Consider the following 23,124-nt stretch of genomic DNA (forward strand, 5'->3'; position numbering starts at 1 on the left):
TAAATGTTCAACCCGTCATTAAGCTTCTCTTCTGTATGAAGATCCATCATATTTAAATTGAAAACATGCCAACTTCCGTGGAAATCAGACGGCTCCGTCTGATTTATTTTAGTGGCTTTTTGGACATCCCCGAATGTCTGGTTTTCTCTACTTATAAAGCCCTCCAGTATACAATTTTACGAGATTTTCCGCCACTTTTTCAATATCCCCGCTTACTTCCCCCAAGACGAGATCCCACATGAGCTGCTCGTTCATGTAAAACCAGCCCTTGGCGATCAGGCGTGCATCCAGGTCCGGGCGCGCAAGTCCTGCGTTTTGAACGAAGCTGATATCTGCTTTGATGCCGTTTACAAAGCGTGTCCGGATTTTATTCCATTTTTCACTAACGATTTCTGAAGTCCCGATCGCTTCTTTCACAACTTGCATGATCGCTTTTTCTTCGAGTGCGGCTTTTAAAAAAAGCTCTGTTTGTTTTTGAATTTGGGAAAAGGCTTCTTCCTTCGTTTTAGGCTGGAAGGGGAGATCTGCCACTTCATACATTTTTTGCATGATTGTTTCCATTAACTCTGCAAACAGTTCGTCTTTGTTTCGGAAATACACATACGCGGTGCCGTAGCCTGTATGGGCCATTTTATTAATTTGTGTCATCGTGGCTTTTTGGAATCCATTTTCCAGAAAAACGGCGCGGCCTGCTTTGAGCAGGTTTTCCCTTGTTTGAAGTGCTTTCAATTGTCGTTTCGTTAATTGGTCTGTTCCGTTCATTTGGTTCGTCCTTTCAGGATGAAAAATGTTTATGTATATATTAGCCTGTATGCATTGTACTGGCAAACATTTCAATGACATTTAGTCAATGACACAATATCATTGACTAACTGTCATTGAATCGGTTATAGTATGCGTATAGCAATCATTTGGGTGTGAAGGAGTAATTAAAATGGATGAAAACGCTTTTTTGACAAAAGAATATGCACGCCGGCTTGATGAGCGCGATGAGCTGAAACAATATCGGGAAGAATTTTATATTCAACCCGGAATGATTTATATGGATGGAAATTCGCTCGGCCTGTTGTCAAAACGGGCAGAAGATTCTCTTTTGCGGCTGCTTGATTCCTGGAAGACATTTGGAATTGACGGATGGACGCAGGGAGAGCATCCGTGGTTTTATTTTTCCGAAAAATTGGGCGAGATGACCGCTCCGCTCATCGGCGCCGAGCCGGAGGAAGTCATTGTCACCGGTTCGACGACGGTGAACTTGCATCAAATCGTTTCGACTTTTTACAAGCCGGAAGGAAAAAGGACAAAGATTCTCGCCGATGAATTAAACTTTCCGACGGACATTTACGCGCTGAAGAGCCAATTGGGTGTTCATGGCCTTGATCCGGAGGAACATTTGCTTCAAGTAAAAAGCGCAGATGGCCAGACGCTTTGCGAAGAAGATATTATCGAAGCAATGACGGACGAGGTGGCGTTGATTGTACTTGCCGGTGTCCTTTATCGCAGCGGGCAAATATTGGACATGGAGCGCCTGACGAAAGAAGCCCATAAACGGGGGATTTTGATTGCGTTTGATTTGTGCCATTCCATCGGCTCCATTCCACACCAATTAAGTGAATGGGGAGTCGATTTTGCGTTTTGGTGCTCATATAAGCACTTGAATGGCGGGCCCGGCGCCACTGCTGGCATGTATGTCAATAAAAAACACTTCGGGACAGCTCCGGGGCTGGCAGGCTGGTTCGGATCGAAAAAAGAAAAGCAGTTTGACATGGAGCATACGTTAACGCCGGCGCCTGATGCAGGAGCCTTTCAAATGGGCACACCGCACCTCCTTAGTGCGGCGCCGCTATACGGTTCTTTGATGATGTTCAACGAAGTGGGCATAGACAAAGTTCGTAAAAAGTCATTGGAAATGACGGAATATATGATGAAATTGATTGACGCGGAATTAAAGGATTTTGGGTTTGTCATGGCCAATCCGCGTGAAGAGGACAAAAGAGGCGGTCATATTTACCTTGAACATGAAGAGGCTGCCAGAATTTGCAAGGCATTAAAAGAAAATGGCGTTATTCCCGATTTCCGGGCGCCAAAAGGAATCCGCCTGGCACCGGTTGCCCTCTACAATACGTTTGAAGAAGTGTGGAAAACGGTTCAAGTTTTGAAAAAAATAATGGTGGAAGAACAGTACAAGAAATTTGAAAATAAGCGGGACGTGGTTGCGTAGTGCCGTTTTGCCGGCAGCGGCCGTTCAATCCACAGGAGACGGTTTCACATTTTTGTGAATTTTAAGGGGGAGAAAACATGTCAAAATCCATTTCGGAACTTCATCAAAAACTGGAAGGTGAAAAAGGCATTCACACCGATTTTAAAAATGATATGACCTACGGGGAATATTTGGGGCTGGACCAAATTTTATCGAGCCAAAAAAGGCTGTCCGATCATCATGATGAAATGCTGTTCATCATTATTCATCAGGTGAGCGAGCTGTGGATGAAGCTGATTTTGCATGAAATGACAGCAGCCATCCAGGCAATTGATAAAGAGGAATTGCATGCCGCTTTTAAAATGCTGTCACGAGTAACCAAAACACAAACGCAAATTATCCAGGCTTGGGATGTTTTATCGACGCTTACACCTGCAGAATATCTGGAATTTCGCGATTACCTGGGGCGGGCTTCCGGTTTCCAATCGTACCAATACAGATTGATTGAGTTTGCCCTTGGCTATAAATCAACCCATATTTTAAAAATATACGAAAAAGATCCTAAAATACATGAAATGCTCAAGCTGGCCCATCAGGCTCCAAGCATTTATGACGTATCCATTAAGGCATTGGCCCGCGCCGGCTTTCCGATTAACCCGGATTTATTGAACCGCGATTTTTCCGAAACATACGGAGGAGATCCGACGGTTGCCGCCGCCTGGAAGGAAGTTTACCGCAATGTGGAACAATATTGGGATTTGTATGAGCTGGCGGAAAAGCTTGTTGATATTGAAGATTGGCTTCAGCAATGGCGATTCCGCCATATGAAAACAGTTGAGCGTATTATCGGCTTTAAAACGGGTACAGGCGGTTCTTCTGGCGTCAATTATTTGAAGCAAGTATTGGATCACCGCTTCTTCCCGGAATTGTGGGATTTAAGAACCGAGCTTTAAGGGCAGTTTTACACACCCCACCCCGACTTCTATGCCGGGGGCGGCGTTTTATACAAATTTTAAGATAATTGAGAATCACAGGGGGAAAAGGATATGGAAGAAAGAAAGGATCAATGGTCATCCAAGCTTGGCTTCATTTTGGCTTCGGCAGGGGCGGCAATTGGCCTCGGAGCCATTTGGAAGTTCCCGTACGTAACGGGGATGAGCGGAGGGGGCGCGTTTTTTCTTATTTTTGTCGTATTTACGTTATTAATCGGAATGCCGATGCTTATTTCGGAATTTATTATCGGGAGAGGGTCTGGCATGGAAGCGATCAGCGCCTACAAAAAGCTGGCTCCGGATAGTCTCTGGGTGTGGGTCGGAAGATTGGGCGTGCTTGGCTGCTTTCTGCTGCTTTCCTTTTATAGTGTAGTCGGCGGCTGGGTCCTTGTATACACCGGTTTGTCTATTCCTGGTAAAATTATTGGCGATGGGACCAATTATCCGGACCTGTTCGGCTCTGTTATCGGTTCTCCGTGGGTCACACTGCTTGGCCTGCTTTTGTTTACGCTTGCAAATGTCGCTGTAATCGCTGCCGGTGTTCAAAATGGCATTGAAAAAGCAAATAAATATATGATGCCGCTTTTATTTATCTTTTTTATCATTCTTGTGATTCGTTCGTTGACACTTGATGGCGCGATGGAAGGTGTGAAATTTTTCCTTGCACCGGATTTTTCGAATATTACAGGTGAATCTTTGTTGTACGCATTGGGCCAATCATTCTTTTCGCTTGCCGTCGGTTTTTCTTGCATGGTTACGTACAGTTCATATTTGAAGAAAGATGTCAGCCTGACTTCTTCTGCCGGATCGGTTGTGGGAATGAATATTTTCGTTTCGTTATTGGCGGGATTGGCGATTTTTCCTGTTGTATTCGCTTTCGGGTATGAGCCTGCGGAAGGACCGGGGCTATTGTTTATCGTGTTGCCGTCCGTTTTTTCCCAACTGCTATTTGGCGAAGTGTTTTTAAGCATGTTTTTGATCCTGTTTTTATTTGCCACATTAACGTCATCATTCAGTTTATACGAAATTATTGTTGCAGCTTTTACGGCAAATGGAAAGCGTTCGAGGAAAAAAGTGACTTGGCTTGCGGGAATCATCATTTTTCTCGCAGCGATTCCGGCGGCGCTGTCTTCCAGCAGCCTTGCGGATTTTACGATTTTTGGCAAAAGCGTCTTTGATGCGACTGATTATTTGGTGAGCAACCTCATGCTTCCTTTTGGCAGTTTGCTGATTGCGCTGTTCATTATTCATAAAATGGATAAGCTGCTTGTTAAGGAAGAGTTTTTGATGAGCAGTACCGTGTCGCCGGGCTTGTATTCCACATGGCGCCTGCTGATGACCTGGGTTGTCCCGGTTACGATTGTGGTGGTATTCTTAAATACGCTAGGATTCATTTAATTGGAGTGGTATGAATGGAGAAAAAGAAATGGATTGATATTTCGCAGCCGCTTACAAACAACATGGCTGTTTGGCCGGGGGATACGCCGTTTTCTTTCCAGCTCAGTTTTACAAAAGAGCAAACCGGTTCAGTCAATATTGGCCAAATAACGACAAGCGTTCATTCCGGAACGCATATTGACGCGCCTTTTCATTTTGACAATGAGGGAAAAAAAGTGCATGAGTTGGATATTGATATGTACATCGGCCCGGCATGTGTCATTGATGTTTCAAACTGTGAAAGCATCGGGCGTGCAGAACTTGAGGGATTTGAGCTTGAAGGTGTGTCCCGACTGCTTTTGCGGACCATGACGGGCAGGGATCCGGCGGTTTTTCCGGAAAAATATACGGTTTTGCGTGAAGATGCTGGACCTTTTTTAAAGGAAAAAGGGGTTCGGTTGCTTGGAATCGACACGCCGTCCGTTGATCCCGTTGACAGCAAAAAAATGCTGGCGCATCACTCTCTCTATGAAAACGGCGTATTTATTTTAGAAAATATTGTACTGGATAAGGTGGAACAAGGGAATTATGAATTGATCGCCCTCCCGCTCGCCATCGAAGGGGCGGACGGAAGCCCGGTTCGTGCAGTAATTCGTCCCATTTAGTAAAATGGACTCCGGAGAGGAGTCCATTTTTTTGATAATAGGCGTATGATTCAGAAAAGCTTTAGCAGGTGGTCGTTTAAGTTTTTTAGCTGTATCTTCAAGTGAATGCCTGATCTCGTAACTATCAATGGTGAAATCGGAAAAATTTGGCTCAATGACTATACCATTTATCCCAAGGTACGGCATTTAAGACGACGAGAGCAAACAAGGCTGAATGAAACCAATGAAAGCAAGAACGATCAAGATTGGGGCAACGACAAGGAAACCAATGCGAAATCTTCCAAAAACTCCGGATAGGTCTTGTAAATAGAAGGACATTCAGCTGACAGCTGGGTCACAAGAGACTATCTCCTGCGGGATGGCTTTTGGAGGACCAGGAAAACCTTATTTTCATAGGGTTTAATATGGTACTATATAAATGAATCATTCAACACTTTTGCCGATCGGAGTGGAAACAATGACCCTTGAAAATGCTGAAAAATTGATAGTAGATTTTCTCATTGAGCGTATAGCTCCATCCGTCATTTATTTATTTGGTTCCCAAGCAGTTGGTCGTGTCCATCGTAATAGTGACTATGATATTGCTTATTTGAGTGACAAGAATCTCAGCCATTATGAACGGTTTATGCTGGCACAGGAGCTGGCAGCCATCTTAAACCGGGATGTGGACCTGATCGATTTAAAACAAGCCTCAACGGTCTTTCAGTCACAGATCGTAGAAAAAGGAAAGGCCTTGTATGGCAACAACTCAACTGATAAGGCGCTCTTTGAGATGCGGACTTTAAAGAATTATGCCATTTTGAATGAAGAAAGGCGTGTCATTTTAGAAAATATTTCAGAAAGAGGCCAAATCCATGAAGAATGATATTATCTTGAATAAAATCAGTACCATTGAACGCTGCTTAAAGAGAATTGATGAAGAATACGATCATAATGCCGATAACCTTCAAAACTACACGAAGCAAGATTCCATTATTCTGAATATTCAACGTGCCTGTGAGGCCAGCATTGACATTGCCATGCATGTGGTGGCTGAGAAAAAACTGGGCATCCCGCAGACAAGCCGTGTGATGCCTTTGGTTTGTTGGCTCAAAATAAAGTGATTACAGAAGACATCTCATTTAAAATGCAAGCAATGGTCGGTTTTCGCAATATTGCCGTCCATGATTACCAAGACATTCATCTGGAGATTGTAAAAGCCATTATTGAAAAACACTTAAAGGATTTTAAAGATTTCACTAAACAAGTTCTTGATTTTAAAAATTAACACATATTATCTTATGCCCCTTTCATTTTTTTCTTGCCAAATACAGCCCTTTGCTATTATTCCTTTCGGTTTTCCCGCAAACTTATGATAAAATAACTTCACTGTGAAAATGACAAAAAACGAGTGATGAACAATGAACGAAGAAGATATTCTTGAAATGGAGATAAAAGCCATATTGGACGCCTCGTATGACAATATTGTCATTACGGATGGAGAGGGAAGAGTACTGAGGGCCAGTCCAAACTGTTTATCCATTTACGGTAAAGAAGCGGAAGAGCTTATTGGACAAACAGTAGATGTGCTGGAGCGGAAAGGAATTTTTTCTCCATCCGTGACGAAAAAAGTACTCGCAGAGAAAAAAGAAGTTCAGGTCATGCAGCACACGTTAACAGGACGATCCGTCATGGCAACGGCGCTCCCGGTGTTTGATCATGAAGGCAACATGATCCGGGTCATCAGTTTTTCACATGATTTAACGGAATTGCGGCAGCTCAAGGAAGATTATGAAGAGCTTCGTGCGAAAATGGAATATTATGAGAGCGAAATTCAGGAATTGCGGGATAAAGAACAGGTTCTGGAAGGGATTACGTTTAAGAGTAAGGAAATGAACAACATTTGGCAGCTCGTTCAGCGTGTCGCCATGTCGGATGCGACCGTTGTGTTTCTGGGAGAGTCCGGCGTCGGCAAAAATGTGTTTGCCAAAGCCATCCATGAAAAAAGTGAACGGAGAAAAGAAGCATTTATTGAGGTGAACTGCGGTGCCATTCCCGAAACATTGTTTGAATCCGAAATGTTTGGCTACGAACGGGGTGCTTTTACAGGGGCGAGCAGGGAAGGCAAGCCTGGATTGATCGAACTGGCCAATCACGGAACGCTTTTTCTGGATGAGGTGGGGGAACTGCCGCCAGGACTTCAGGCAAAATTGCTGAAGGTGATTCAGGAAAAGAAAGTTACACGAATTGGCGGGACAAAGCCGAAAAATATTGATTTCCGGATCATTGTCTCGACAAACAGGGATTTATGGGAAATGGTCCAAAAAGGACAATTCCGCGAAGACCTCTATTATCGCTTGAACGTGGTGCCGATTACGATTCCGCCGCTTAGGGAGCGCAAGGATGATTTATTGCAGTTATGTAATTTTTACCTGGAAAAATGTAATGAAAAATATAAAACGGATAAAATCTTTCATCAGGGGACGATCCACGCAATGCTCGATTATCGCTGGCCGGGAAATGTAAGGGAGCTGGAAAATCTGATCGAGCGGCTTGTTATTACGACAGAAGGCAAGGTGATCTACCCAAATGCTTTGCCGTTTCATACGAATGCTGACGCACCTTTATCCGAAATGGAACCGGAAAGATGGGAAGAAGAAGGCGGAAGTTTGCAGCAGGCGTTGGAACAGGTGGAAATCCGCTGGCTGAAACGGGCTTCCAGACAATACAAAACAACCTACGAAATGGCCGAATATTTGGGGATCAGCCAGTCCAGCGTGGTTCGGAAGCTGAAAAAATACAATATTAATTCGTAAATGACTCATAATCCGCCAATGCATCAAAAGAAGCTCTTTTGATGCATTGGCGGATTATTTTATTTGCTCGATCCGACATTCCTAACTTAAAAAAGTTGGCACGAATTTTGCAATTACATGATTTGAGACGACAAAACCTGACAGGAGGTAATTTTATGTATAAACCGAAAGATTCTTCCCAGTCTCCGCGCTTTGTTGGAACGAGGACTTTCATGAGATTGGAGCAAATACGGACAACAGAAGGAATTGATTTTGCCGTTCTGGGCGTCCCGTTTGATACAGCCGCTTCAAATCGGACCGGCCAGCGATTCGGGCCGCAGCATATCCGTAATTTTTCTGTGCTGCTTCGTCCTTATAATCCCGATATGGATATTGACATTTTTGAATATTGTTCCGGGGTGGATTACGGAGATATTAACGTCATTCCGGGAAATGCCCTTCGTACTTATGACAACATGGTAGAAGAGTTGATGCCGCTTTTGGACAAAAACGTTATACCGATTATCATGGGCGGCGATCATTCCATTTCTTTGGGAAACCTGAGAGCTTTCCATAAAAAATACGGTAAAATGGCTTTGGTTCATTTTGATTCCCATGGCGATACGTGGGAACATTATTATGGAGAAAAATATATGCACGGAACGCCGTTCCGCCGTGCCGTGGAAGAAGGGCTTCTGGATGTCGAACACTCCATTCAAGTTGGAATGAGAGGGCCGCTTTACAGCCCGGATGATATCGAGGATGCGCGTCAGCTCGGCTTTGAAGTCATCCCAATGAAAGAAGTCCGGGAAATCGGTTTTGAGCAAGTAATGAAAAGAATCCATGACCGTGTCAAAGACCGTCCGGTTTTTGTCACGTATGATATCGATTTTGTAGATCCGGCTTATGCTCCCGGTACAGGAACGCCGGAAGTCGGAGGGCCCACAAGCTACGAAGCGCTTGAATATGTACGCGGTCTTGACGGTTTGGATGTTGTCGGCTTTGACTTGGTGGAGGTATTGCCAAGCTATGATGCCAACGAAATCACGGCTGTGCTCGCTTCATCCGTCATTTACGAAATGATTACGTTAACGGCCTTGAAAAAGAGACGCCGGCTGAAACAAGATTTTAAGGAAACAACCAGTTAAAGGGGGGCGCGGCATGAACTTGAATACATTAGACGTTATGATTATAATTGCTTATTTGCTGCTCTTGGTCATTGTGGGCATCATTGGCTCCCGGCGGGCAAAAACGTCCGAGGATTATGTATTGGCCGGAAGAAACCTGGGATTTTTTATGTATTTCGGCTGTCTCGGAGCTGTTATTTTAGGTGGGGCGTCGACGATTGGCTCCACCCAACTCGGTTATGAATTCGGGATATCCGGCATGTGGCTTGTTGTCATGCTCGGTTTGGGGATCATGCTGCTGGGCATTTTTCTCGCCAAAAAAATCTCCAATCTTTCCGTCATGACAGTGAGTGAATATTTGAGCAAGCGTTTTGGGGTGGAATCAGGTCTTGTCAGTGCCGTCATCGCCGCAACATACGCCATGATGGTATCCGTTACCCAAGTTATCGGAATAGGTACCATTTTAAACGTTTTGCTTGGCTGGAACTTAACTGTTTCCATGCTTGCAGGCGGAGGAGTTGTTTTATTTTATACGATCCTTGGCGGCATGTGGTCCGTGACGATGACGGATATTGTACAGTTCGTCATCATGACGGTCGGGATTTTTTTCATCATGCTTCCGCTCGGCCTTTCCAAAGCAGGAGGCTGGTCCAATCTTGAACAGCAATTGCCTGACACATATTTTACGTTTGCAGGGATCGGCGGCCACCAAATTTTCCAGTATTTCTTGCTGTTTGCACTTGGAATGGTCGTGGCCCAGGACATTTGGCAACGAATTTTGACAGCGAAAACAATTAAAATTGCGCGAGCCGGTACTGTTGCAGCCGGTGTTTACAGCGTGTTATACGGAATTGCGGTTGCGATTATCGGCATGTGTGCATTCGTCATTTTGCCCAACCTGGAAGATACTCAAAATACGTTTGCCAGCATGGCAGTGGCGATTTTGCCCTCCGGGGTGTTGGGACTGGTCATTGCGGCTGTTGCCTCTGCATTGATGTCCACTGCTTCAGGAACTTTGCTTGCGTCTTCGACATTGGTTGCAAACGATATTATTAAGCGATTTTTCTATAAAGACATTACGGATAACCAATACTTGAAGCTTTCCCGTATTGTCACAACGATTATCGGTTTATTGACGATCGTCTGTGCTTTATGGATTCAGGATGTCCTTGTTGCGCTTGATGTGGCGTATGCAGTATTATCCGGCGGTATTTTCGCCCCTGTTGTTCTTGGGCTTTTTTGGAAAAAGGCGACGGCAAGAGCCGCTTTTTATGCCATTATCACAAGTACCGTTGTCATATTGGCAGGGTTGGCCATTGAAGGCCTAACCTCTACAACACCGATCGTATACGGCATTGCCGTCAGCTTTGTTGTGATGATCGCTGTTTCTATTTGGGCTCCGAATAAAGGCGAAAAGTTGGAAGTTCACATAAAGGAAATGTAAGCGTAAACGAGGGAAGGCAGATGTTTCTGCCTTCCTTTTTTTAAAGTAAAGTATAACTTGCTAAGAAAATTTTTCTTCAAATGAAGTAAAATGGTTAGTCTTTTTTTGCAAGTAAGCGGCGAATTCTCTGTCGTTTTTTACGGTTCCTTGTTACCGTGAATATTGTTACAATTTTAAGTAAATTGACTAAAAAGGTGGAGAGAGATTAAATGGATACAAGAGAATTTCGCAATTGTGTGGGACATTTTGCTACTGGTGTAACAGTCATTACGAGTGAGACGGAAACAGGCACTCATGGGTTTACTGCAAACTCCTTTACATCTGTTTCACTGGACCCAATGTTAATTTTAGTTTCTGTTGATCGAAACACAAAAGCTTTAAGCGTCCTAGAAAACAATCGGTTTATTGTCAATATTTTAAAAGAGAATCAGCAGGATACCGCCATGCACTTCGCCGGAAGGCCTCAAGATAATCCGCCGTTTGAGTGGGAGAATGGCGTGCTGGGAAAAAGAATTAAACATGCCCTGGCTTATATAGAGTGTAAACCGTGGAAAGCATATGATGGCGGTGATCATGTTCTTTTTCTTGGTGAAGTAAAAAACGTTGAATACAATCCCGGACAGCCGCTCCTCTTTTATCGTGGACAATTTTCCAAAATGAATCCGGCTTTTATTCTCTCTTAAAATAAAGGGGGCAGTAATGAGTGAAGGCGAGCCAATTATTGTTTGACAATCTGATCGAAACGGATCCACGAACGGGGATTATTACTTTCAATCAAAAGAGAAGCGTATTGGTTTCCGTTGAAGCCCTTGGTCTTTTGCGCCGTGATTTAATCAATACACTCGGAATGGACAGAGCAAAAGGTTTTTTAATGAGATACGGATGGGAATGGGGAAAAAAGGACGGAGAAACGGTTGCTTCCATGTATAATTGGAAAAATCCCAAGGAACTGATGTTGGCAGGGCCTGTACTCCACACCTTGGAAGGAGTCGTTACCGTCGAACCTGATACACTTGAAATAACCGAAAGTTCGATTCACTTTACCGGATTTTGGAGAAATTCCTTTGAGGCTGAAGAACATATTGAATATTATGGGGTAAACAATGATCACATTTGCTGGATCCTCGTCGGCTATGCAAGCGGTTATTTAACCAGCACCTTCGGAAAAGATGTCATCGCCTACGAAGAATGTTGTGTCGGAAAAGGGGACGCCCATTGCCGTTTTGCTGCGAAAACAGTTGAACAGCTTGAAGAAAAGCACAAGGCCTATTTGAATTATTACAAAGCGGAATCTTTGGTTTCCGAACTGGACCGTGCCTATCAAGAGCTGAACAACATCAATCAAACGATCATTGAATCTGACAAAATTCACGAGGAATTAACGAATTATCTTCTTGAAGATAGGGGGCTGGCCGAAACCGTTCAATATGTTGCCCAAGTTTTAAATAGAAGCCTGGTAATTGATTACTATAACAAAAAAATTGAAAGCGCTTTTTTGAATGAGCGGGATGAGGCGATTTATAATAATTGGGCTGATCGGTTTATTTATACAGAGGAACGGCATCATGACATTGCAACATTCCCCGTCAGGGCAAACAATGTCAATCTTGGCCGTCTCGTGGTCATAGGGCATGAAAAGATGACTCAAAAAGATCAGCTTGTCATAAACCGGGCACGCAGTATCTTTACAGTCCAAATGTATCATGATTGGAAAATCACCCGTTCATTATGGAAAAAGAAGGAAAATTTCTTTGAAGAAATACTTCATCATTCAAATGCAGGTTATGAGAAATTTTCCCATCTGTTTCACTTTCTTCCAAATAATCCGAACCGCATTATTTCAATAAAGGTGGAGCCTGCCGAAAAACGCCAGGATATCATGCAATTTTTAAAACTGCATCCAGTTTATTCAAAGAATGATTTTTTTTCAAATGATGAATTCATTATCATGATTTTGACTAATGAGGATATTCATAAAATCCTTGATATCTCATCAAACCTTCTTGGGTGCCTAAGAAGTCAGTTTGCAAATGTCAGATTTTATATTGGTGTTGGAAGAGAATCGAAGAATCTTGCTTCTTTGAGAAAGAGCTATGAGGATGCCCGCTCAATCAGCAATTTTATCCATCTTACGAGTCCGTCCGACAGTTTAATTTCACTTTATGAAGACTTGGAATCCATCATGATGTTTTTAAAGGGAACGAACCAAATCGAGCTAATAGAATTTTATAGGAAGACGATAGGCGAATTGGTAGAGTATGACAAGGCCAACGAGTCCAATTTTTTAATAACCCTTAAAACCTACCTTGATCATAATGGAAACCTTCAACAAACCGCTGATAAGCTGCATCTTTCAATAGCAGGGTTGCGATATCGCCTGGATCGGATTACAGCGTTGTGCGACGTGGACCTTAAGACGGGAGAAGGTCGTTTTAATTGTCAATTGGCTCTCCAAATATACTATGCCATGATGATTAATGGCAAGAAACCCCCAATCATATAATAAAGAAATCCTGCTGCTGAAAGCAGGTTTTTTTTGGAGGCAAATCGAACGCGGTGAACAGCTTTTCCGCGATACACCAAAATCGGTTCTTCTTGGCGGGAGTGTTTGTACTTTTCTTCAATACCACAAAAAACAATGGAAATAGGTGAAAGATTCATATTCTTTTGCACTTAAAATTGTCCCGAACGAGATTCATAATGAAGTTACCGGTTGAAAGCGCTTTAAACCAAACGCTTGTTAAGGAGGGCTCAAATGGTAACGCAAAAACAAAAAGTAAAACTGCCGCTGACTGGCAAAGAGTATTTGGAAAGTTTAAAGGACAACAGGGAAGTCTGGATCAACGGTGAAAGAGTAAAAGATGTCACCACTCATCCCGCCTTCAGAAATGCAGCAAGATCCATTGCACGGCAATATGATGCTTTGCATGATGAAAAAACAAAAGCTATTTTAACAACTGAAACAGATACGGGAAACAAAGGTTTTACGCAAAAGTTTTTCCAATATGACAGAACCGTGGACGATCTCATTGGTTCAAGAGATGCAATTGCAGAATGGGCTAAAATCACTTATGGGCAAATGGGAAGGTCCCCTGATTATAAAGCATCCTTTTTGGCAACATTGGGCGCGGATCCCGATTATTATGCCCCGTATGAAGAGAATGCGAGATATTGGTATAAAGAGGCCCAGGAAAGAAACTGGTTTTTTAACCACGCGATTATCAATCCTCCGGTTGACAGAAATAAACCGATGGAGGCTGTTAAGGATGTATTCGTCAAGGTTGAGAAGGAAACAGATAAGGGAATCATTGTAAGCGGTGCAAAAATGGTCGCTACTGGATCCGCCCTAACCAACTACAACTTTGTCGCCCACTATGGTGCTGTTCCTGTTGGATCAGAGGATATGGCCCTTGTGTTTATCGCACCAATGGATACGCCGGGGGTGAAATTAATATGCCGCCAGTCATATGAAATGCAGGCGGCCGTGATGGGCAGTCCTTTTGATTACCCGCTGAGCAGCCGCTTTGATGAAAATGATGCTGTACTGATTTTTGACCGGGTGCTGATACCGTGGGAAAATGTGCTCATTTATCGGGACGTCGAAAAGGCCAACAGCTTTTTCCCCGAGAGCGGTTTTCTTCATCGCTTTACGTTTCACGGAGTAACACGACTGGCGGTAAAACTCGATTTTATTGCCGGATTGCTTTTAAAAGCCGTCAAGACAAATGGAACGGATCAATTTCGCGGTGTTCAGGCAAATGTAGGCGAAGTGTTGGCTTGGAAAAATATGTTTTGGTCACTAAGCGATGCCATGGCGATGAATCCTGATCAAGGGCGTAATGGAACGGTATTGCCAAACTTAAAATACGGGCTTTCCTATCGTGTGTTTATGTCAGAAGGTTGGCCAAAAATCAAGGGGATCATTGAAAACGTAGTTGCCGGCAATCTGATCGTCCAGCCTTCCAGTGCAGCGGATTTTAAAAATCCGGAATTAAGGCCTTTGATAGATCGGCTCTACCGCGGATCCAATGGCATCACTTCCCTGGAAAAAATCAAGTTGATTAAGATGCTGTGGGAAGTTGTCGGAACGGAATACGGAGGACGCCATGAGCTGTACGAACGAAACTACTCCGGAAACCATGAAAATATCCGGTTGGAGAACTTGACGGTTGCCAACCAATCGGGCGAAGCGGATCGGTACATTGCATTTGCCGAACAATGTATGGCTGACTATGACCTTGACGGCTGGGTGAACGACACCTGGGTCAATCCGGATGATGTCAATTACTTTAAAAACTGATATTTTTCATAATGGCATGGGGAGGAAACAGCATGAAAGTTTTTCGTGAAAATGAGCTGATGTTAACATCCTCCGTGGTTTCCATCGGGGCTTTTGACGGCCTGCACCGCGGGCATCAAACCTTGATCAAACAGGCGGTGAAAAGGGCTTGCGAATTAGATGTGCCGTCAGTCGTTTACACCTTTGATCCTCCTCCTCGGGTTTATTTTCAAAACGAGCGGATGCTGACTAGCATAGAAGAAAAAATGGCTCTTATTAAGGAGCTGAATGTTGATTATACAGTAGTGGCTCATTTCAACAGCCATTATGCTTCCCGAAAGCCAATTGAATTTATAGAAGAACTATGTTTATTGGGAACCCGGGAAATATGGGTAGGGCCGGATTTTCGGTTTGGAAAGGCCAAAGAAGGCAGTGTGCAGCTTCTTTCCGAATTTTTTAAAGTGAATATTCACCCTGTAGTCACTTGTGATCAAGGAAAAAGAATATCATCGACCAGAATTAGAGAGCTTCTTAACAAAAGCGACTGGATCAAAGTGCAGGATTTGCTCGGAAGGCAAAGTCTGAAGACATTAAATAATATCTAGGGAGGAATTATCCATGCAAAAACAAGCGATCCAAAAAAATGAACGTGTCGAGGAAGTCTTTCATTTATTTATCAAGCATGTGCAAAATTTTTTAAAAGAAGCGAAGTTAAACCATGAAGAGTACACGAACTTTGTCAACTGGGCAGACCGCCTCGGGCGAGCCGGCGAGCTTCCCCTGTATGCCGATGTGTTCCTTGAATCCCATGTGCTCAGAGCCATGTATACAGATAAACCGGGAACCCAGCCGTCACTTTTGGGACCGTACTTTATTGAAGGGTCCCCCTTGGTCAAGAAAGAACCCGGAAAACCTTTCGTCTTGACGCAGCGGCCTGATGAAGCGGGTGAGGTGTTCCTATTTAAAGGCAATGTGAGCAGTACGGATGGCATGCCGCTCCCCAACACGCGCGTGGAAATGTGGCAAAATGACCATTCCGGAAAATATTCCGCTTTTGATTCGGATGCACCAAGATACAATCTGAGAGGGCATTTTTATACGGATGAGAATGGGGATTTTGAAGTAAAAACAATCGTTCCTGTTCCTTATTCGATACCGGCAGACGGCCCGACAGGGGAGTTCCTGAAATATATGGATCAGCATCCGATGCGCCCGGCCCATCTGCACCTGATGTTTGAAGCCGAGGGACATGAAACGCTGATTACCCAGGTGTTTTTTGAAGGAGACAAGTGGCTGGAAACAGACGTTGCTGACGGGGTGAGAACAGATCTTGTTACAAGGCTGGAAGATCATGGTGACCATAAAGAGGCTTCTTTGAATTTCGTCATGCGCCGGAATGAATAGCGGACATCAGGGGCAATGTACACATGCCCCTTTTTCCCGCTTTAACATAAGGGAGGAACTCGTCTTGTCCACTTTAAAAATCAAACGCATTACGACAGAACTATTGGACGTACCCATTAAACGCCCACATCAATTTTCAACCGTAAAAGTATCCGACAAAAGCTTTGTACTGGTGAAGATTGAATTAAGCAACGGGGTAACAGGTATCGGAGAAGGAACGACACCGGGGATTTGGTGGAATGGTGAAAGTGTAGAAACGATGAAGCTCGTGATCGACCGGTATGCTGCTCCCCTATTAGTAGAGGAAAAAGCTGCGTATGTGGAAAAGTTGCTGCAAAAATTGAACCGCCATATCCGGGGCAATGCCTTTGCCAAAGCTGCCGTGGAAATGGCCCTTTTCGATGCTCTTGGCAAAACATATCACGTACCGGTTCACCAATTGCTTGGCGGCCATCATCAGGACAAAATTCCGGTCAGATGGGCCCTTGCCTCCGGCACGCCTGAAGGAGACATCGATGAAGCCAAGCGCCATGCGGCTGCGGGTAACTATGCCAACTTTAAAACGAAATCCGGACATGATGCTCCAGAAAATGATGCCAGGCGCAACATCCGCATTGCCGCTGGACTTCGCGGCCACTCTTCGATTGGCATTGATCCAAACGGTTCCTGGGACCGGATGACCGTCATGAAATGGATGGATGCCTTTTTTGAGGCCGGGATCGACTTTCTGGAACAGCCGCTTCCCCCGCAGGATTTTGAAGGGCTGGCACGTCTGTCTTCCATGAAAAAAGTCCCCATTATGGCTGATGAAAGCCTGGCTTCCGTTCAAGATGCCCTTCGCCTCGTGCAGGAAAAAGCAGCGGATATCTTTTCGTTAAAAATACATAAATCCGGCGGGATGAAAAATACAGTTAAAATAGCAGGGATTGCGGAGGCGGCCGGAATTTCCTGTTTCGGGGGAACCTCTCTGGAAAGCTCGATCGGTACCGCAGCATGCGTACATGCCTATGCCTCCATCCCGAATTTGGATTATGGGAGCGAGTTATTTGGCCCGGCCTGGCTGGCTGATGATTTGGTAAAAAATCCGCTTGTCATAAAAGAAGGGTATATACATGTACCGCATCATCCGGGTCTCGGGGTGGAGCTGGACGAAGCAAAAGTGGAAAAATACAAAAGAAAAGAAGAGAAAGGAGCATTGGCAAAGTGAGACATTTACCACCCCCCTCCCTCTCTTTTTTATGTGATATGGCGTTAACGGTTGAAGGAGCGCACTTCCCGGGAAAAACCCCTGTCGGCAACCGGCGGATCATCCGTGTAACCGGAGGTTCCCTCCGTGGAGACAAACTGGCTGCAGAGGTAATTCCAGGAGGGGATGATTGGATTACCGTACGGGATGACGGCACGATTATCCAAGACGTACGGATCCTGCTCAGAACAGATGACGGAGAGCTGATTCTGATGACTTACAGAGGCATTCGCACCGGGGAGCCCGGAGTGCTTCAGCGCCTGGACAACAATGAAGAAGTTGACCCCGACGAGTACTACTTCCGCACCGCTCCCATTTTTGAAACGGCCTCTTCCAAATACGACTGGCTGAACCGGCGCCTGTTTGTGTCAAGAGGCATCAGGCTGCCTGGAAAAGTCAATTATTCCATCTATATGGTCGACTAAAGTGGAAAGCGGGGAGATAAAATGGGCACGTATATCACGACGAAAAAAGGACGGATTTTTTATATTCATGATACCCCCGGAAATAAAGGAACGATTATTGGGGTTCACGGGCTCACCGGCAATCATAAACAGCTCCATTATGTTCAGGAAGCCCTTTCCGGAGCATACCGGTTTATCAGTTATGACATAAGAGGCCGCGGAAACAGCGGACCGGCGAATACCAACAGTTCCATTGCGGCCCATGCCGAAGATCTGCTGGATCTGATAGATACCCTTCGGGTCGAACGTCCCATTCTGCTGGGCTATTCCATGGGGGGCTACATTTCTGCGCTCGTTGCCAGCAGGCTGCCCGGTGTGGAAGCCCTTGTTCTGCTTGACGGGGCCGGCTTGGCGGATCATGGCACAAGGGAACTGGTCCTTCCATCCTTGGAACGGTTGGAAAAAGCCTATTCTACGCCGGAGCAATATGTGGAAGAGGCAAGAAACTTGTATTCCAATCTTCAAATTGATTGGAACGAACATTTGGAGGAGATTGCAAGGTATGAAATCAAGGTAGAAGAGGGGATATGGAGGCATAAATCGGATCGGGCCTGTATCGAGCAAGATTTTGAAAGTTTTTATGATTTCCAGCCTGATCAAATATTTCCGCTGATTTCCTGCCCGGTTTTCCTTTTGATCGCAACAGGAAAGATAGGGGGAAAATGCCCGTTGTTTAAAGAAGAGGCGTATCACAAAGCAAAAGAGTTGATGAAAAACATACAAACAGAATACGCCCCGGTTAACCATTATGAACTTGTTTTTAATCAGCAACCGGAGGTTTTTGAACGGATTCAGCGATTTTTATCTTCCAAGGAGGTAACATCATGAGTGCCTCAAAATTAATAGATGCAAAGGAAGCCATACAAAAGGCCGTACAATCGGGTGATGTCATCATGGTTGGCGGGTTCGGACTGATCGGAAGCCCGTTGACATTGATTGACGAACTGACACGCCATGATGTCAAAGACCTGACCATCATCAGCAACAATGTGGGGGAAGCCGGAAAAGGCTTGGGTCTTTTGCTGCGCCAGGGAAAAATCAAAAAGGCGGTCGGTTCCTATTTTACAAGCAACCGTGAAGTGGCCAAGTGGTATAACGAAGGAAAACTGGGGATTGAACTGCTCCCGCAAGGGACTTTTTCCGAAGCGATCCGGGCCGGCGGTGCGGGGATCGGAGGATTTTACACAAAAACGGCTGTCGGAACGGAGTTGGCCAAAGAAAAAGAGACAAAAGTGATTGACGGAGAGACGTATCTTTTTGAAAAGGCATTGAAAGCCGATGTGGCCCTCATCCGTGCCAAAAAAGCAGACACAAAAGGCAATCTCGTCTATTATAAAACGGCCAGGAATTTCAATCCGATCATGGCTACAGCCGCGGACTATGTGATTGCTGAAGTGGATGAAATTGTGGAAGACGGAGAACTGTCGCCGGAAGAAATCGTTACTCCCCATCTGTATGTAGATGCAATGGTCATGAGCCGTCTTGTTTTAACGAAAAAAGGGGTGGTCGAAGCATGAACGTGAAAGAAAGGATTGCCAAGCGCGCAGCCAAAGAACTCACTCCCTATTCGATCATCAATCTCGGGATTGGCATCCCGACCCTCGTTCCGGATTATTTGGATGAAAGCAAATATTATTTACACATAGAAAACGGTCTTCTGGGGGTTACTTCCGTAGAAGAAGACGAGATTGATCCGCTGCTTGTGAATGCGGGCAAGCTGCCGGTTGGCGAAGCGGCGGGAGCTTCCTATTTTCATAGTGCCGATTCTTTTGCCATGATCAGAGGCGGCCATGTGGATGTCGCCATTCTTGGTGCACTGCAGGTCGATGAACGGGGCCTTGTGGCGAACTGGGCCATTCCCGGCAAAGACATTATCGGTGTAGGAGGGGCGATGGACCTTTTGTCCGGAGCTAAAAAAATCATCATTACGATGAGCCATGTCTCAAAAGACGGTTCGCCGAAGTTTGTGGAACGCTGCACCTATCCCATTACGGCAACGAGGGTTGCAGATGTCATTATTACCGATCTGGCGGTCTTTCAATGGAAGCATGACGGCTATGAATGTATTGAACTGATGGGTAACGCCACATTGAATGAAGTGAAAGAAAAAACAACGGCTTCTTTCCGTGTTAGTGAAGAGCTTTTGCAGATGGAGGGAAGCTGATGAACGAAGTGGTGATTGTAGATGCGGTGCGGACGCCGATCGGGAGATACAAAGGAGCTTTAAAAGATGTCCGTCCGGATGATCTGGGTGCCATCGTCATTCAAGCATTGGTGGAGAGAAACCCAAATTTGCCGCAGGAGGAGATTGATGATGTCATTTTTGGAAATGCCAACGGCGCCGGGGAGGACAACCGCAATGTAGCCCGGATGTCTCTGCTGCTGGCCGGATTGCCTGAAACGGTGCCTGGAACAACCATCAACCGGCTCTGCGGTTCGGGACTGGATGCCGTTAGCATGGCTGCTCGATCCATCCTGTCCGGAGAAGAAGAAATCATGATTGCCGGCGGAACGGAAAGCATGACAAGGGCGCCATTTGTCATGAAAAAGCCTGAACGGGAGTTTCCAAGGGGAAACATGGAATTATTTGATACGACAATCGGATGGCGGTTTATCAACCCGAAAATACACGAGATGTACGGAACAGATTCCATGCCCCAAACAGCCGAAAATGTAGCAAAAAGATATGGAATCTCGCGGGAAGAGCAAGATGAATTTGCTTATGCAAGCCAGCAACGGGCGAAAGCCGCTATGGAGAATGGGCTATTTCGCGAGGAAATCGTCCCTGTTGAAGTGAAAGATAAAAAGGGGCGGAACATTACCGTGGATACAGACGAACACCCTCGACCAAACACAACGCTGGAGAAATTAAGCAGCCTGCCTCCTTTGTTTCCCGGCGGCACCGTTACGGCAGGCAATGCTTCCGGCGTGAATGACGGGGCGTCGGCGCTGCTCCTCATGAGCGCCAGGCGGGCAGAGGAGCTGGGGATGAAGCCGCTTGTCAAATTTACAGCGTGCGCAACAGCAGGAGTAGAGCCTGCCGTTATGGGTCTTGGTCCGATCTATTCCACTAGAAAGCTAATGGAGAGAACCGGATTAACCCCGCAGGATTTTGATCTCGTTGAGTTAAATGAGGCTTTTGCGTCGCAATCGCTGGAATGTATCAAACAGCTCGGTCTTGATATTGATAAAGTCAATGTAAATGGCGGCGCGATTGCACTGGGGCACCCCCTCGGTGCAAGCGGCGCCAGAATATTGACGACGTTAATATATGAAATGAAAAGACGAGAGGAAAAAAGAGGACTGGCCACAATGTGCATAGGAGTTGGCCAGGGGATTTCAGTGGCTATAGAGAATACCGGATCTTCTTAAGCTTCCTTCCGATTTTTATCAACAAACAAAAATGTGCCAGCCCGTATAAAAACTGCCGTGGTGATCACCATTCATGATCATTGCGGCAGTTTCCCTTTTTGGACATTGCGTTCATCCCAAATCACGAAAGTTCCTTTTCAAAACATCATTTGCCAAATGTATATTCCCCAAAACCTCAAATAATAGTATAATAGTCCTGGACGCAACTTGAATTTAAAGGAGTGCAGGTTTATTTGAATAAAAATTTCAGACTGCATCTTACCTTCATTATGATTATATTTTCTGTTTTTATATCTTTTGTCGTTGCGTTCATCAATCAAAATAACCTTAAAAATACACTGTTTGAAGCTCATAAATTGAAACTGGAGATGGTGGAAGAGAATATATTAAGCTCGCTGAATACGATTGACAAAGCGTACATGCTGTTTGATAAAAACATTGCCAGGGATATGGAATCTAAGTCTAAAGACCTATTGAAGCTGTATAAACAAAATCCTGACTTCAGTACTTGGGATTTTACATCCTTAAAAAAACACATCGGCATGGATATTTACATCATAAACAATCGCAATGTCATTACTCACAGCAGTTACGAGCCGGATATCGGCCTTGATTTTCGCAAATGCTGCGCGGAGTTTGCCAATTTGCTGAATATCAGGAGGAATGAAGGAAAGTTTGTGGATGACGGAATGGATATCCAACAAAGCAACGGAGAAATCAAAAAATTCAGCTATATTCCCACTCCTGACCGTAAATACATATTGCAACTTGGTGTTTCCCTGGAAGACGAAGAGATTTTTAGGCAATTCAATTATTTTAAGGCAGAAGCGGAGCTTGAAAGAAAGTTCTCCATCATTGACTCCATTCGCATTTATAATAATGACGGTTATCTGATCGGAAGGAACACGATGGCAAGTGAAGATGTGAAATCTTCAACCCGCAAATGGGAAACATTTAAATCCGCGGCAAAAACACGAACACCACAAGAGATGAAAGGCCGGTATAACGGAAAAGACGTAACGTATCGGTATGTTCCTTATGAGGCGGAAACGGCACGAGGGTATTCTACCAGCAGGGTTGTAGAAATTATTTATAACGAAGCTGATTTGCAGGAAGCATTGCATAAAAGCCGTAGCAAGTTTTTTTCTCGGCTGCTCATTATTTTTGCCGGAGCCATCATGATCTCCATGATCATTGCACGCTGGGTGGCGCGGCCGATGTATCTGGCCTTTCATGACAGCTTAACCGGGCTTAAAAATCGGGCGGCTTTTGAGGAGATCGTCAAACAAAAATTAAGCAATAAGAAACAAAGTTTGGCTTTAATGATGATCGATCTTGATAACTTTAAGCTTGTCAACGACCGCCTGGGCCATGTGGAGGGGGACCAAATTTTAAAAATGGCCGCTTATCGCATTCAAAGATGTGCCGGCAAAGGGCATGAGTCCACAAGGCTTGGCGGTGATGAGTTTGCCGTCATTATCTCCGGCTTGGATGAAAACGGGATCCGATTCGTCGCTTCCTCTCTCATTAAGGACATTGACGAGCAATTTCGCGAATTGCGCCTCCGGTATCAGTTAAATATTTCTGTCAGCATCGGCATTGCTTTTGCGGAAGAGGAGGATGATTTGGAAAGCTTGTATGAAAATGCCGACCGTGCTTTATATGAATCCAAGAAAAATGGGAAAAACCAGTTTCAAATTTTCAAAAAAACGAGTTAGGAGGGCATCCAATAAGTCGATCTTTCGGCTATTGAGGGTCCTTTTTGAATGTGCTTCGGTTTTGG

The 23,124-nt window shown here is 44.8% G+C and carries 21 protein-coding genes and 1 pseudogene; 21 read left to right on the forward strand and 1 reads right to left on the reverse strand.

Annotated elements, in window-relative coordinates; translation table 11 throughout:
• Positions 1-147 precede the first annotated feature (147 nt).
• Positions 148-762 (reverse strand): TetR/AcrR family transcriptional regulator, encoded by a 615-nt coding sequence (locus AB1L08_RS01540; RefSeq protein ID WP_413062911.1) that lies wholly within the window; start codon positions 760-762, stop codon positions 148-150.
• A 172-nt stretch (positions 763-934) separates the two neighbouring features.
• Here AB1L08_RS01540 and kynU point away from each other — a divergent pair, with 172 nt between their 5' ends.
• From kynU to AB1L08_RS01645, 21 genes and pseudogenes are all read left to right on the forward strand, one after another.
• Complete coding sequence (gene kynU / locus AB1L08_RS01545; RefSeq protein WP_413062912.1) at positions 935-2,218, forward strand: kynureninase; 1,284 nt, start codon at positions 935-937, stop codon at positions 2,216-2,218.
• Between the two features lie 77 nt (positions 2,219-2,295).
• Positions 2,296-3,150 carry a tryptophan 2,3-dioxygenase gene (gene kynA, locus AB1L08_RS01550; protein WP_413062913.1) on the forward strand — a complete coding sequence of 285 codons (855 nt, stop codon included), beginning with the start codon at positions 2,296-2,298 and terminating at the stop codon, positions 3,148-3,150.
• Positions 3,151-3,243: 93 nt separating this feature from the next.
• Complete coding sequence (locus AB1L08_RS01555; protein WP_413062914.1) at positions 3,244-4,587, forward strand: sodium-dependent transporter; 1,344 nt, start codon at positions 3,244-3,246, stop codon at positions 4,585-4,587.
• Positions 4,588-4,601: 14 nt separating this feature from the next.
• Entirely contained in the window at positions 4,602-5,231 is a 630-nt protein-coding gene (kynB, locus tag AB1L08_RS01560) for an arylformamidase (RefSeq protein ID WP_413062915.1), read from the forward strand.
• A 457-nt stretch (positions 5,232-5,688) separates the two neighbouring features.
• Entirely contained in the window at positions 5,689-6,096 is a 408-nt protein-coding gene (gene mntA, locus AB1L08_RS01565) for a type VII toxin-antitoxin system MntA family adenylyltransferase antitoxin (protein ID WP_413063145.1), read from the forward strand.
• Positions 6,086-6,498: pseudogene (gene hepT / locus AB1L08_RS01570) on the forward strand (type VII toxin-antitoxin system HepT family RNase toxin). The gene mntA and the pseudogene hepT overlap by 11 nt, the downstream one beginning before the upstream one ends.
• Before the next feature lie 133 nt (positions 6,499-6,631).
• The gene (locus tag AB1L08_RS01575) at positions 6,632-8,026 is read left to right on the forward strand and encodes a sigma-54 interaction domain-containing protein (RefSeq protein ID WP_413062916.1); all 1,395 of its coding nucleotides are present in this window, start codon (positions 6,632-6,634) and stop codon (positions 8,024-8,026) included.
• A gap of 155 nt (positions 8,027-8,181) precedes the next feature.
• Positions 8,182-9,153: an agmatinase gene (gene speB / locus AB1L08_RS01580; RefSeq protein ID WP_413062917.1), complete on the forward strand. Its 972-nt coding sequence runs from the start codon at positions 8,182-8,184 to the stop codon at positions 9,151-9,153.
• 19 nt (positions 9,154-9,172) lie between these two features.
• Positions 9,173-10,576: a sodium:solute symporter family protein gene (locus AB1L08_RS01585; RefSeq protein ID WP_413063146.1), complete on the forward strand. Its 1,404-nt coding sequence runs from the start codon at positions 9,173-9,175 to the stop codon at positions 10,574-10,576.
• Between the two features lie 209 nt (positions 10,577-10,785).
• Positions 10,786-11,259 carry a flavin reductase family protein gene (locus tag AB1L08_RS01590; protein WP_413062918.1) on the forward strand — a complete coding sequence of 158 codons (474 nt, stop codon included), beginning with the start codon at positions 10,786-10,788 and terminating at the stop codon, positions 11,257-11,259.
• A gap of 20 nt (positions 11,260-11,279) precedes the next feature.
• Positions 11,280-13,079 carry a XylR N-terminal domain-containing protein gene (locus AB1L08_RS01595; protein WP_413062919.1) on the forward strand — a complete coding sequence of 600 codons (1,800 nt, stop codon included), beginning with the start codon at positions 11,280-11,282 and terminating at the stop codon, positions 13,077-13,079.
• A 252-nt stretch (positions 13,080-13,331) separates the two neighbouring features.
• A complete protein-coding gene (locus AB1L08_RS01600; protein WP_413062920.1) occupies positions 13,332-14,876 on the forward strand; it encodes a 4-hydroxyphenylacetate 3-hydroxylase N-terminal domain-containing protein in 1,545 nt (514 codons plus the stop codon).
• 32 nt (positions 14,877-14,908) lie between these two features.
• Entirely contained in the window at positions 14,909-15,460 is a 552-nt protein-coding gene (locus AB1L08_RS01605; protein ID WP_413062921.1) for an FAD synthetase, read from the forward strand.
• A 13-nt stretch (positions 15,461-15,473) separates the two neighbouring features.
• Positions 15,474-16,259: a dioxygenase family protein gene (locus AB1L08_RS01610; RefSeq protein WP_413062922.1), complete on the forward strand. Its 786-nt coding sequence runs from the start codon at positions 15,474-15,476 to the stop codon at positions 16,257-16,259.
• A gap of 64 nt (positions 16,260-16,323) precedes the next feature.
• Positions 16,324-17,466, forward strand: coding sequence for a muconate/chloromuconate family cycloisomerase (locus AB1L08_RS01615; RefSeq protein WP_413062923.1), 1,143 nt, complete (start codon positions 16,324-16,326; stop codon positions 17,464-17,466).
• Complete coding sequence (locus AB1L08_RS01620) at positions 17,463-17,930, forward strand: DUF3237 domain-containing protein (RefSeq protein ID WP_413062924.1); 468 nt, start codon at positions 17,463-17,465, stop codon at positions 17,928-17,930. Before AB1L08_RS01615 ends, AB1L08_RS01620 begins: the two co-directional genes overlap by 4 nt.
• Before the next feature lie 21 nt (positions 17,931-17,951).
• A complete protein-coding gene (locus tag AB1L08_RS01625; protein ID WP_413062925.1) occupies positions 17,952-18,797 on the forward strand; it encodes an alpha/beta fold hydrolase in 846 nt (281 codons plus the stop codon).
• On the forward strand, positions 18,794-19,486 hold the full coding sequence (locus AB1L08_RS01630; protein WP_413062926.1) for a CoA transferase subunit A: 693 nt from the start codon (positions 18,794-18,796) through the stop codon (positions 19,484-19,486). Before AB1L08_RS01625 ends, AB1L08_RS01630 begins: the two co-directional genes overlap by 4 nt.
• Positions 19,483-20,133, forward strand: coding sequence for a 3-oxoacid CoA-transferase subunit B (locus AB1L08_RS01635; RefSeq protein WP_413062927.1), 651 nt, complete (start codon positions 19,483-19,485; stop codon positions 20,131-20,133). Before AB1L08_RS01630 ends, AB1L08_RS01635 begins: the two co-directional genes overlap by 4 nt.
• Positions 20,133-21,341 carry a 3-oxoadipyl-CoA thiolase gene (gene pcaF, locus AB1L08_RS01640; RefSeq protein WP_413062928.1) on the forward strand — a complete coding sequence of 403 codons (1,209 nt, stop codon included), beginning with the start codon at positions 20,133-20,135 and terminating at the stop codon, positions 21,339-21,341. The genes AB1L08_RS01635 and pcaF overlap by 1 nt, the downstream gene beginning before the upstream one ends.
• A gap of 233 nt (positions 21,342-21,574) precedes the next feature.
• On the forward strand, positions 21,575-23,059 hold the full coding sequence (locus tag AB1L08_RS01645) for a diguanylate cyclase domain-containing protein (protein ID WP_413062929.1): 1,485 nt from the start codon (positions 21,575-21,577) through the stop codon (positions 23,057-23,059).
• The last annotated feature ends 65 nt before the right edge of the window (positions 23,060-23,124 follow it).

Source organism: Siminovitchia jepli, assembly GCF_047228825.1.
Classification (GTDB): domain Bacteria; phylum Bacillota; class Bacilli; order Bacillales; family Bacillaceae_C; genus Siminovitchia.